Origin of the sequence: Treponema sp. UBA7570, from assembly GCA_002477955.1 — a bacterium.
Classification (GTDB): domain Bacteria; phylum Spirochaetota; class Spirochaetia; order Treponematales; family Treponemataceae; genus Treponema_D.
The window spans coordinates 15,400-27,325 of record DLLE01000045.1 but is presented as its reverse complement, the minus strand read 5'-3'; the positions used below and the strand labels follow the sequence as shown (position 1 = coordinate 27,325).

The 11,926-nt window shown below is 40.5% G+C and carries 12 protein-coding genes; 7 read left to right on the top strand and 5 right to left on the bottom strand.

Features of this window, described 5'->3' with window-relative positions; all coding sequences use genetic code 11:
- Positions 1 to 84 precede the first annotated feature (84 nt).
- The 3 genes from B4N75_RS05500 to B4N75_RS05490 form a co-directional block, all read right to left on the bottom strand.
- The gene (locus tag B4N75_RS05500) at positions 85 to 885 is read right to left on the bottom strand and encodes an SDR family NAD(P)-dependent oxidoreductase (RefSeq protein WP_296667073.1); all 801 of its coding nucleotides are present in this window, start codon (positions 883 to 885) and stop codon (positions 85 to 87) included.
- Between the two features lie 52 nt (positions 886 to 937).
- On the bottom strand, positions 938 to 2,245 hold the full coding sequence (gene hisS, locus B4N75_RS05495; protein WP_296667075.1) for a histidine--tRNA ligase: 1,308 nt from the start codon (positions 2,243 to 2,245) through the stop codon (positions 938 to 940).
- A 211-nt stretch (positions 2,246 to 2,456) separates the two neighbouring features.
- Positions 2,457 to 3,584 carry an N-acetylneuraminate synthase family protein gene (locus B4N75_RS05490; RefSeq protein WP_296706808.1) on the bottom strand — a complete coding sequence of 376 codons (1,128 nt, stop codon included), beginning with the start codon at positions 3,582 to 3,584 and terminating at the stop codon, positions 2,457 to 2,459.
- A 67-nt stretch (positions 3,585 to 3,651) separates the two neighbouring features.
- Here B4N75_RS05490 and B4N75_RS05485 point away from each other — a divergent pair, with 67 nt between their 5' ends.
- The 7 genes from B4N75_RS05485 (at position 3,652) to queA (ending at position 10,652) form a co-directional block, all read left to right on the top strand.
- A complete protein-coding gene (locus B4N75_RS05485; protein WP_296022003.1) occupies positions 3,652 to 4,164 on the top strand; it encodes a TIGR03546 family protein in 513 nt (170 codons plus the stop codon).
- Positions 4,164 to 6,371 carry a TIGR03545 family protein gene (locus B4N75_RS05480; protein WP_296706806.1) on the top strand — a complete coding sequence of 736 codons (2,208 nt, stop codon included), beginning with the start codon at positions 4,164 to 4,166 and terminating at the stop codon, positions 6,369 to 6,371. Before B4N75_RS05485 ends, B4N75_RS05480 begins: the two co-directional genes overlap by 1 nt.
- Before the next feature lie 108 nt (positions 6,372 to 6,479).
- Entirely contained in the window at positions 6,480 to 7,220 is a 741-nt protein-coding gene (locus B4N75_RS05475) for a YebC/PmpR family DNA-binding transcriptional regulator (RefSeq protein ID WP_078931193.1), read from the top strand.
- Positions 7,221 to 7,276: 56 nt separating this feature from the next.
- Positions 7,277 to 7,888: a crossover junction endodeoxyribonuclease RuvC gene (gene ruvC, locus B4N75_RS05470; protein WP_296667083.1), complete on the top strand. Its 612-nt coding sequence runs from the start codon at positions 7,277 to 7,279 to the stop codon at positions 7,886 to 7,888.
- A gap of 9 nt (positions 7,889 to 7,897) precedes the next feature.
- The gene (ruvA, locus tag B4N75_RS05465; protein WP_296706805.1) at positions 7,898 to 8,506 is read left to right on the top strand and encodes a Holliday junction branch migration protein RuvA; all 609 of its coding nucleotides are present in this window, start codon (positions 7,898 to 7,900) and stop codon (positions 8,504 to 8,506) included.
- A gap of 3 nt (positions 8,507 to 8,509) precedes the next feature.
- Entirely contained in the window at positions 8,510 to 9,556 is a 1,047-nt protein-coding gene (ruvB, locus tag B4N75_RS05460; RefSeq protein WP_296667087.1) for a Holliday junction branch migration DNA helicase RuvB, read from the top strand.
- 40 nt (positions 9,557 to 9,596) lie between these two features.
- Complete coding sequence (queA, locus tag B4N75_RS05455; RefSeq protein ID WP_296022043.1) at positions 9,597 to 10,652, top strand: tRNA preQ1(34) S-adenosylmethionine ribosyltransferase-isomerase QueA; 1,056 nt, start codon at positions 9,597 to 9,599, stop codon at positions 10,650 to 10,652.
- Here the strand turns inward: queA and B4N75_RS05450 are convergent.
- Both B4N75_RS05450 and B4N75_RS05445 read right to left on the bottom strand, forming a co-directional pair.
- Entirely contained in the window at positions 10,645 to 11,448 is an 804-nt protein-coding gene (locus B4N75_RS05450) for an FAD binding domain-containing protein (RefSeq protein WP_296667089.1), read from the bottom strand. The genes queA and B4N75_RS05450 overlap by 8 nt on opposite strands.
- Positions 11,435 to 11,926, bottom strand: a complete 492-nt coding sequence (locus B4N75_RS05445) for a (2Fe-2S)-binding protein (protein WP_296706803.1) — start codon at positions 11,924 to 11,926, stop codon at positions 11,435 to 11,437. The genes B4N75_RS05450 and B4N75_RS05445 overlap by 14 nt, the downstream gene beginning before the upstream one ends.

Here is an 11,926-nt window from a genome sequence, read left to right as displayed (position 1 = left end):
TCGGGGAGTTGCGGGGTGTCCCCGCAGAGGGGATAGGGCGCAACGCAGTGCGGCCGCAAGGGGAGACTTTCCCTTTTTTTGTGTTTATGGTCTTAGGCCCATTCCGCCTTCAAGTGTGATTGTCTCGCCGCTCATATATTTAAAGTCTGGCGAGGCAAGCTGTACGCAAGCGCGGCCGATTTCTTTTTCTACGTCGCCAAAGTGTCCCATTGGAGGAGTTTTTACATTTGCCTTGAATGCGTCCGGGTATGATTCCTGGAATTTTTCGAGCTGGGCTGTCCAGGCAAGAGGGCAGACTATGTTCACGTTGATTCCGTCTGGCGCCCATTCTGTTGCGGCAACGCGCGAAAGTCCGCGGATTCCTTCCTTTGCGGCGGCATATGCGCACTGTCCGTAGTTTCCGAATAATCCCGCGCCGGAAGCAAAATTGATTACTGTTCCTTTTGTTTCCTTTAAATATGGATAGCAGGCTTTCATGTAGTAAAATGCCGCGTACAGTCCGGAATAAAGAGCCAGGTTGAACTGGTCTGTTGTGTGCTCGGCAAGCGGAACTCCGGAAGCCGAGGCCTGGGCATTGTTTATAAGCACGTCAATTCTGCCGAATTTTTCAACAGCCTGCTTTACAACGTCGTTTACAACCGCTTCATTGTCTGCTCCTGCGTTTACATCTGCCTGCACGGCAAGAACTTTTATTCCGTATTTTGATTCAAGGTCGGATTTTGCATCGTTTAATTTTTGAAGGTTGCGTCCTGTAATCACAAGGTTTGCGCCTTCTTTTGCGTATGCTGTGGCGATTCCGTATCCGATTGAGCCGCAAGTTCCGTCGCTCAAAACTGCTTTTCCGCCGCCTGTTATAATTGCTACCTTATCTTTTAAAAATCCCATTTTTTCTCCTCCTGATATGTTTTTTTTTGTTGGCAGATAAAATTATTCAAGACTATTTTTCTGAAAGAATTTTTTCCGCCGCCTGCTCAACCGTCAAATTTTCAAACTGCTCACGTGTGGCAAGTTTTTTTAAGGTCAAAACATTTTTTTCGGCTTCGTTTGTTCCGATTAAAATTCCCCATGGAACTGTCTTTGCATCTGTTACCGCATATTGCTGCGCCATTTTTTTCGCTTCCGGAAAAACTTCTACGTTGATTCCTTTTTGGCGCAATTTTTCTGCAATTCCCTGATAGTGAACGGCAAGCGATTTGTCCATGCAGTAGATTTCCACATCGAGATAGCTTCCTTTTTTGCCTGTTTTTCCAAGCTGCTCAAGACCTGCAAGAAGACGGTCGAGCCCGATCGAAGCTCCTACGCCCGGAAGTTTTGTTTTTGTGTAAAGGCCTGCAAGGTTGTCGTAGCGTCCTCCAGAACATACAGAGCCGATTGACGGAAGTTCGTTTAAGAAAGTTTCGTAAACAACGCCGGTATAATAATCAAGTCCGCGCGTAATCGAAGGATCCAGAACGTAAGTTGCTTCTATTCCTGCCGCCTTCATCATATTGTAAATATCGCGCATTCTCTGGCTGTCGCTGTCTTCTCCGCCTGCCATCTGCTCAATCATGCTCAAAGTCGAGTCAAAGTCGTTGGAGCCGGAAATATATGTCAAAATCTGCTCTGCTTTTTCTTCGGACTGAGTATATTCAACCAGCTCTTTTTTTACTTCTTCTTTTCCGACCTTTGCAAGCTTGTCAACTGAACGCAAAATGTCTTCTGATTTTTCTGCAGCTCCGAGTTTTTCAAGAAAACGGTTAAAAATCCCGCGGTGATTTACGTGAATTGTAATGTCTTTTACTCCTATTTCCGCAAGAGCCGCACGCATAATGCTCAGAATTTCAAAATCAGCCGCAGCGGAATCCGAGCCTACTGTGTCAATGTCGCACTGTATAAATTCGCGGTAACGTCCAGCCTGTGGTTTTTCGCCTCGCCAGACTTTTGAAAGATGGTATCTTTTAAAAGGAAAATAAAGCTCGCTCTCGTGTTCTGCGGTAAAACGCGCAAAAGGAACAGTCAGATCAAAACGCAGGGCAACATCACGTTTTCCGTTATCCAAAAATCTAAAAACCTGTTTTTCTGTTTCGCCGTTGGATTTTCTCAAAAGAATTTCAGAATATTCGAGAACTGGAGTGTCGATAGGAACAAAACCGTATGAGCGGTAAACCTTTGTAATTTTTTCCATAAGTCCGGAACGTTCAATTTCGTTTTCCGGTAAAATGTCGCGGAAGCCTTTAAGCACGCGCGGTTGAATTAAACTAGCCATAATTCAATATGATACAAAAAAAAAGCACTTTATACAAACAAAAAAATTGGAGCGCATTTCCTGCCTGCGACCGTCCCTGCACAGTTGCGCTGCCGCTTCATCCGCTTTGCGGACGCTTGCGCGCTGTTCCGGCACGGGCTAGAATTTGTTCCTTCATAAATATTTTTTTTGTCCGCACCTTTTTGTCGTTTTGTGTTCTTTTTTTAAGCCTTTATTCAGCAAAATCTTCAAAATTGACGCCAGAGCCGGCTTTTACTTCGTGTTTGAGCGTTTTTCCGGTAATTTCTTCAAGAAACTTCGGGCTTATTCCAGGCGTTAGAACCTTTTCTGTCCTCAAAACCGCGACATCCCCGTTTTTTATTTTTTCACCAGCTTTCATGTCGTTCATAAAGTGCAGGCTCCGGTTTGTGCGTCCGTAGTTTTGCTTTTCGGAAGGCGCAAGCTCTTTTTTTCCGCTTCCCAAAATTTTTTCGACGCGCTCTTTTCCGTAAGTTTCGCCCATCTGCCTGATTATTTCCATTTCTCCTTGTTCAGCTCCGTAATGCCTCAGAACCGCATCGCTTTGGTGGACTGTGTGGCACATAAATCCGAATTGTTCCGCTGTAAGCGCCACAGGATCGTCAAGTCCGTCAGTTTCTTTGCTTAAGGTTATGTGTTTTTCAATCATTTTTGCGCCCTGGCTTACCGCAAGGCAGGGAACCAGAACAGGATCGAGGGAATGGTCGCTGACTCCGCAGCCGATTCCAAATTTTTTGCTGAGAGTTTTTATTACGCGCAGGTTGTATTCATCTTCGGGAGCCGGATAAAAAGTTATGCAGTGCAAAAGTGTAATTTGCTCAGTTCCCAAAATACCAATCGCGTTTTGAATGTCTTTTAGTTCGGAAACTCCGCTCGAAATTATTACAGGAACTGCTTTTTTGCCGTTTTTTTTCTGTTCGCCGCGGTATTCTGCAAGCGCTTTTAAAAGCGGAAAATGGTTTAGTTCCGGGCTTGCAATTTTTACATAGTCCGGCTCAATTTTTAAAAGTTCTTCAAGAGATTTTAGTCCAAAAGGCGAGCAGATAAATTTTACTTTTTTTGAACGGGCGTAATCACTGCATTTTTTGAAAAATTCGCTTTTTACTTCGAGAGCCTTAAAACGGTCGTAAAGCCGCACTTTTCCGCCGGGAAGCTCTACAAAACCTGTGTTTGGATGCAAAATTTCGTCAGCATAAACCCATTGAAATTTTACGGCGTCCGCTCCGGCTTCAACCGCCGCGTCCATAAGCTTTACGGCTTTTTCAAAATTTCCGCCGTGCGCCGTTCCGATTTCTGCAATTATAAAAGTAGAATTTTTCATAAAAGTCCTGATTTTTATTCTTTTTATTTAATTGTAACATTTTAAACTGTTGTGGTAAAATGAAAGAATGTTAAATAAACTTATAAAACTTTTAAAGGCTTTTAACGGCAATGTAAATCCTGGCGAAATCGCCCATGCCTTTGCCTGCGGCGCAATTCTTGGTCTTATGCCAAAGAATAACCTTTTATGGTATTTGGTCCTGGTTTTTATTCTTTTTGTAAGGATAAATAAACCTTCTTATCTTTTAATGATTTTGCTTGGCTCTGCTGTTTCGCCTGCTTTTGACGGTCTTTTTGACAGCATCGGGTACTGGTTTTTGACGCTTCCTTCGCTTGCGACTTTTTTTGAGCGTCTTATCGAAATTCCTTTTGTTGCGTTCACAAAATTCAACAATACTGTCGTAATGGGAAGTTTTTTGTGCGGAATTCTTCTATATATTCCTCTTTATGCATTTGCAAGACTTCTTGTTTTTGTATGGAGAAAATACGCGGCTGACTTTATCCGCAACTCAAAAATATTCAAGGTTATAAATAAACTTCCTTTGATTTCTAAAATTGCTTCAATGGCGGGAGAGCGGTAATGGCTGAAAAAACTAAAAAAATAAAAAAAACAAAGGCTCCAAAAATCGAAAAAAAATATCCGCGCTCAAAACTTCCTTCGATTTTTAAAAAAGCATATTCGTCTAAAAATTTTGGAGGCAAAATAGAAAAAAAACTCTATGTTCCTGCCGACAAAACTTATGTTTCTTCGCTTTTTAAGCAGGCGAAGGACAAAAAAGGCAGGGATGTTCTTTGTGTTCCTGCTGAATCTGAATTTACAAAAAAAGAAATAAAGCGACTTAAGCTTCTTGCAAAACAGATTAAGGCAAACAAAGGCAGAATAAAGGTTGTTCCTTTTATTGCGGTTGCCGCCGTAATTGCTGCGCTTGGGATTACAGTAACTATTTTTAAAAATCCTGTTGCAAAAATGGCTATTACAAGCGGAATGCAGGAAATTTTTGGCGCAAAGTGCGATGTGGGTTCTGTAGATATTCAGTTTTTTGATTCTCATGTTACCATCGAAAATTTTGCCCAGGCTTCGAGCGATGATGAATTTAAAAATCTTTTTGAATTTAAACGCCTCGATTTAAATTTCAATCTGACAAATCTTTTGCAGGCAAAATTTCATGCTCAAAACATCGAAATTACAGGAATTGAACTTGGAACAGAGCGGAAAACGAGCGGAAAACTTGCTATAAAGCCGAAAGATAAAAGTGAAAAGGCAAAGAAAAACGATTCGACTGGTTTTTATGATTCTCTTAAAGAAAAAATCGGAACTGATCCTGACGCCGCAAAAAAAGCAATTACGGAGCTTTTTACAATGTATGATCCGGCGGCAATTGCAGAAAATATAAAGGAAAATCTCCAGTCGCAAAAAGTTGCAAAAGAAGTCGAGGAGGAATTAAAGGTTCTTGTCGAAAACTGGAAAAATAAACCAGACGAGTTAAAAAAGAGCGTTGAAGAAGTTCAGAATGCAACAAAATCGCTTTCAAATTTGAATGTTTCTAAGGTAAGTCCGGCAGAAATTCCTTCTCTCTTAAAACAGATTGAACAAGCCGGTTCTACCGTAAAAAAAGCAAAGGCCGATATGGAAACAACTCTTTCTTCTTTTGAAGGTGACCAGAAAAAAATAAAGCAGCTGCAGAAAAAACTTGAAGATTCAATCGCTTCCGACAAAAATCTTCTTTCTGCCCAGGTTTCTATTCTTGATCCAAAAAAAGCAAAGTCGGCTCTGAACGATTCTATAAACCAGGCCGGATACGCTCTTTTGGGACAGTATTATCCGTATTTAAAAGATTTGATTTCCTATGCTTCTTCTATGAAAGCTTCGGGTGGAAATGCTAAAGAAAAAGAAGATGCCAATAAAAAAGCAGTTGAAAAGGCGAAAAAAGAAAGCAAACGCTTTGCCGGCCGTTACGTTTATTGGAAAAAAGACACGGTTCCGAAACTTCTTGTCGAAAAAGTTCATGGTTCTGGCAGCGGAATCGAACTTTTTGCCACAAATATTTCAAGCGATATGAATAAACGCGGCGAACCTTGGATTGTAAAGGGCAGCGTAAAGAAAAGTCAGTGTGTTCATAATGCTAATCTTACGGTTGACGCAAGAACAGGAACAAAAGCGCATCTTGTCGAAGCCGGATATTCTGGAAGCAACTTTCCTTTGAGTCTTGACTTGTCAAAAAAAGGCGCTTCGGACGTTATTCCAAAGTTTGAAGGAAAATCGAATGTCAGCGCATCTATTGTTGCGGATTCGGATTTTAGTTTTTCTGGAAATGCAAAGCTTAATATGAATCCTGCGGCTGTAACTGGCGGAGAACTTGGCTCAGAAACTGCAACGAGAATTTATACGACCGCGCTAAAATCAATCAAGTCTCTTAATCTTGGAGCAGGTTTTTCTTTTAGCGAAAAATCAGGCGTTGGTTTAAAACTGGATACGAATTTTGACACTCTTCTTGCAGATGCAATTTCCAGCGTTGCAAATGCCGAATTTGAGAATGTGAAAAAAGATGTGGCTGCAAAGTTGAATGAGCAGATTGCTTCTTCAGAAACTGCAAAAAAATATATTTCTCAGTTTGGCGATATTTCTGCAAAGCTTGACGGTCAGAAAAACAGTTTTGATTCTATTTCAAAACAGCTTAGTCAAAAACAGTCTGAACTTAAGAAAAAAACGGGCGATGCTGCAAAAAATAAGGCTTCTCAAGCCGCTTCAAATGCCGCAAGTTCTTTCTTAAAAGGGCTGAAAAAATAAAAATGCTAATATGCTGTTGATAACAGTTTGGTTTTGTGTTAGACTACAAAATCTAAACTTGTTTGTATATTATAAAGTCAAAAAGATTGGCTTTTTATAGGAGTTATCATGTCAGGACACAGTAAATGGGCAACCATTAAACATGCAAAAGGTATTGCAGATGCTAAACGCGGTAAACTGTTCACAAAATTCATTAAGGAAATTTCAATTGCCGCAAGAATGGGTGGTGGAGATCCAAACTCAAACCCACGTCTTCGTACTGTAATTATTAAGGCACGTGCAGCTAACATGCCTAAGGATAACATCGAACGTGCTATCAAAAAAGGTACTGGTGAAGACGGCGCAACATCTTACGAAGAACTTGTATACGAAGGATACGCTCCAGGCGGAGTTGCTGTTTTGGTTGAAGTTCTCACAGATAACCACAACCGTGCAGCCGCAGATGTTCGCAATATCTTTACAAAATCAGGCGGAAACCTCGGAACTTCTGGTTCTGTAAGCCGCATGTTCCAGCGCAAAGGTACAATCGAGCTTGATGCTGAAAAAGTAAATGAAGACGAAGTTATGGAAACTGCTCTCGAAGCTGGCGCAGACGACATTGTAAACGAAGATGGAGTTATTACTGTAACTACAGCTCCAGATGCATTCTCTGCTGTTGCAGATGCTCTTGCGGCAAAAGGGTTTGAAACACTTTCTGCTGACGTTGGCATGGTTCCTGATGCTTACACTGCTGTTGACAAGGATACTGCCGCAAAAGTTCAGAAACTTATCGACCGCCTTGAGGACAACGATGATGTTCAGAACGTTTACCACACAGCTGAATATCCAGAAGACTTTGAAATGGAGTAATCCTTAACTTTTTAATCAAAGTTTTGCAAAACCACGGGCTTTCCCGTGGTTTTTTTATGGCTTATGATTTTTGCTGTGTAAAAAATATTTTTCAGTGTGGTTTTATTTTGAAAAAGTTTGAAGAATTGCCTGGAACAAAAATTTTTGAAAAGACTGAAAGTTCTCCAGTTAAGGATTCTCCTAAAATCCGGCGTGTAATCGGTATTGATCCAGGCCTTGCAAATACTGGCTTTGGAATAGTTGATTTTTTTAACGGACGCTACAGAATGGTAAGCTACGGTTGCATTACGACAAAAAGCACGGACAGTCTTTCTCAAAGGCTTTTAAAAATTGCTTCAAGTTTACAGGCGGTGATTGATGAATTTAAGCCGACAGAAGCTTCGATGGAAGAGCTGTTTTTTGTAAAGAATATCACATCTGGAATTTCTGTTGCGGAGGCAAAAGGTGTTTGTACGCTGATTGTCGCGCAAAATTGTATTCCTCTGTCAGAATATAAACCGAATCAAATAAAGCAGGCTGTTACCGGGACTACAAAGTCAGACAAAAAACTTGTTGAAAAATATGTAAAAATTCTTCTTGGTCTGGAAACTGAGCCAAAGCCAGATCATGCGGCTGACGCTCTTGCAGGCGCAATAACACATCTTCATTACAATTTAAAAATTTGCTAGAATAAAACTATGTTCAACTCTATTACTGGAACAATTACTGGCAAATTTCCAAAACAGCTTTTTTTAGAAAAAAACGGCATTGAATGGGATATAAATATTCCGGATTCAAATCTTGATCTTTTGCCGCCTGTTGGCGTGGAAGCTAAAATATTTACGTGGATGCAGCATACAGATACTGTTTTTGCGCTTTTTGGTTTTGCAAACGAGAACGAGCGTTCTTTTTTTCTTGATTTGCTTAAAGTTGATGGCGTTGGTCCTAAGGGAGCGGTAAAAATTATGAGCAGCGCGCCTTCTTCAACTCTTATGGACACTCTTGAAAGCGGAGATGTCGCTCTTTTGGAAAAAATTCCTGGCATAGGAAAAAAAACTGCAGGAAAAATGATGCTCGCCTTAAAGGGAAAACTCTCATTTAACGAAGATTTGCAGACATTTACTGTTCCTAAGTCCAGCGCTTTTTCTGATGTTATTTCTTCGCTTGTGAGCATGGGATATGACAGAAAAACTGTTGAACAGAAGATTGCGGAGCTTTCTGCAAAACTTGAGCCAGACTTTGACGGAAAATCTCAAAAAGAAAAAGAAGATATGATTTTTAGAAAAATAATTGTGGAGCTTGCGTAGATTATGGACAGCATTGACAGCGAAACAGATTTTTCGGCAATTGTAAGAGCGGACTTAAAAGATGATGAAATTCAAGAGAATTCTTTGAGGCCTCAGTTTTTGTCAGATTTTCTTGGACAGGAATCTGTTAAAAAAAACCTTTTTACTTTTATTCAAGCGGCAAAACTTCGCGAAGAGCCGTTGGATCATCTTCTTTTAATCGGTCCTCCAGGTCTTGGAAAAACAACGCTCGCTCAAATTACAGCTCACGAGCTCGGCGTCGATTTTAAGGTTACGAGCGCCCCTGCTTTGGACAAACCTAAGGATTTGGCTGGAATCCTTTCAACTATAACTCCGCGGACTGTCTTCTTTATTGATGAAATTCATCGTTTAAAACCTGCGATTGAAGAAATGCTTTATATTGCAATGGAAGATTTTGAACTTGACTGGATTATTGGGCAGGGAGCGGCGGCAAGAACCGTCAGAATTCCGATTCCTCCTTTTACGCTTGTCGGCGCAACAACAAAGGCAGGCTCGGTTTCCAGTCCTTTAAGAAGCCGTTTTGGTTTTATTCCTAGATTTGAATTTTATACTCAAAAGGAGCTTTCTTCTATTATTCGTCGCAGCGCAGGAATTCTTGAAGTTTCTATTGATGATGATGCGGCTCTTCTTTTGGCAAAATGTTGCCGCGGAACACCTCGTGTTGCAAACCGTGTCTTGCGCCGTATGAGGGATTTTGCTCAGGTTGAAGGCCGGAATAAAATCACATTAAAAATTGTTGAGGAAGGTCTTAAGCGTCTGGAAATTGACTGCCTTGGACTTGAAAAATACGACCGGGAAATTCTTCTTTCAATAATTAAAAAATTTGGCGGAGGACCTGTTGGCGCAGAAACTCTTGCAATCAGCATTGGAGAAGCGCAGGACACTCTTGAAGATTATTATGAGCCGTATTTGATTCAATGCGGTCTTATTCAGCGGACTCCGCGCGGAAGAATTGTCACTTCAAAAGCCTATGAACATCTCGGCCTTGAAGTAAAAGACAATTCAAACGGGCAGGCTTCCTTATTTTGATATTGACACAAACTGGCTTTTTATTGGAGAAATATAAAAAATGAAACTTAGTGATTTTTATTTTGATTTGCCTGAAGAGCTTATTGCTCAAAAACCGTCTGGAATTCGCGGTCAGGACAAACTTATGCTTTTAAACCGCAAAACTGGCGAAGTTCAACATTTAAAAATGGAAAATTTGCCTGATTTAATTTCTCCAGACACATTGATGATTTTTAACAATTCCAAAGTTCGCCGAAGCCGCTGTTATGGAATAAAAATTAGCGAAAAAGAAGGACAGGGCGGACGTGAACAGGAATTTATGTTTTTAAACCAGATGACTCCGGACTTAAAAACCTGGCATACGATGGTAAAAGGCGCAAAAAAGGTAAAGACTGGAAACAAGTATTCATTTTTTGACGGAACTGTCGGAACTGTTATAGAAAATGAAGGTGACAAAGGCTCTGAATTCCGTACTGTAAAATTTGAAATTCCTCTTGATGACAACTGGTTTGAAAAGAACGGACATATTCCGCTTCCTCCATATATTCACCGCGAAGACGATGATACGGATTCTGAGCGTTATCAGACAATTTATGCCAAAGAAACAGGAAGCTCTGCTTGTCCGACAGCCGGGTTGCATTTTACTCAGGAAATGTTTGAAAAACTTGACGCAAAAAAAATCGAACGCTGTTTTGTAACCTTGCATGTCGGACTTGGAACCTTTCTTCCTGTCCGTTCAGAAAATATAGAAGAACACAAGATGCACAAGGAAGTCTATTCAATTCCTTTCGATGTTGCTGAAAAAATAAACCGTGCAAAAAAAGAAGGCCGCCCAATTCTTGCAGTAGGCACAACTTCTGTCCGAACCCTTGAATCGGCGGCAGACGAAAATGGTTTTGTAAAAGGCGGTTCTGGAGCAACAAGCATTTTTATGTATCCAGGATATAAGTTTAAGTGCGTGGATCAAATGTTTACGAATTTTCATACTCCAGAAAGCACTCTGATTATGCTTGTAAGCGCCTTTGCTGGCCGTGAAAATATTTTAAATGCCTACAAAAAAGCCGTAGATCAAAAGTACCGCTTTTTTTCTTACGGTGACTGCATGTTTATTAAGTAAGCTGTTCAAGCGAATATTTTACAAGATTTAAAAACTGCGCTCTTAAAATCGGAGGAACTTGCTTGTCCAGGCATGTTTCGTCGTAGATTTTTTTCGCCGCTTCTACAAATTCGAGAATTGTGTTTTCGCTCAAAGGAAGGCTGGCTCCCAAAAGCCTGTTTTCGAGCTCAAGGCTGCGCAGCGAAAAAGGTCCTGCAAATGCTATTTTGAGGTTTGCAATTTGATTTTTTACAGTGTCAGCAAGAAAAACAAAGGAAGCGGAATTTTCGGTTATGATGTGGGCAGGCCCAAGCCTTTTAAAAACAGCAACTTCCCAGTCTCCAAGCGGAAGTATTATTTTTGAAAGGACAAAATTTTCCGGAACTTCATTGAATTTTGTCATTGGCAGATAAATTGTTTCCGTTTCGCTTTTTAATTCAAGCTTTGCGTCAAGAGCGACAAGCGGAGCAAATAGCGTGTATCTGTAGTTTTTTGCGCAGATGTTTCCTGCAAGAGTTGCGATATTTCTAATGTTTGTGTTTGCAATTGACTTTACGGCTTCGTAAAAAACAGATGGAAGTTTTGCAGGATCGATTTCGAGAATTTGTGAAAGTGTAATTTCCGGACCAAACTCAAAAAATCGCTCGTGCTTTATTGAATAATTTAATTCGCGAATATTGCGGACGCAAAGAGAAATTTCCGGAAGTTTTTTGTCCTGTGTACAGCCGCTCATAAGCTGAATGTCTTTTATCGATTTTTTTTGATAAAAAATATCGTTCAGTGTCTTTGCGTAATAAATCTGCTTAGATTTTAACATTCTTTTTTCTTCCTTCGCGTTCGTGCCTGGCTGCGGTGGCATAAAGAATTCCGTTCATAAAAACTCCCTGTTCCGTGCATGCGCATTTATCTTCTGTAGTAAGTTCAATTAACTGCGATTTTGTCGGACGGTAATTGTCCTTTAAGAGCCTGTAAACCGAAAAATACTTGAATGAATTGCAATACCCGCACAAATTCATTCCGGCTTTAAAAAAACCTGTTTCAATGTCCTTATACTCTTTTGTTTTAGAAAAAGATTCAAGGGTTTCTATCGTGCAGTCTTTTACAATTCCAATGGGAATCAGACAGCTAGAAACCGGCTTGTCGTTAAGCAGAACTGTGCAAAAACCGCATTTTCCTGCCTCGCAGCCAGTTTTTACAGAAATCAGTTTTTGCTTTCTTAAGACGAACAGCAGTTTTTCGTCAGGATTTTCATCAAGAATGATTTTTTTTCCATTTATCGTTACAGGAATTTTCAT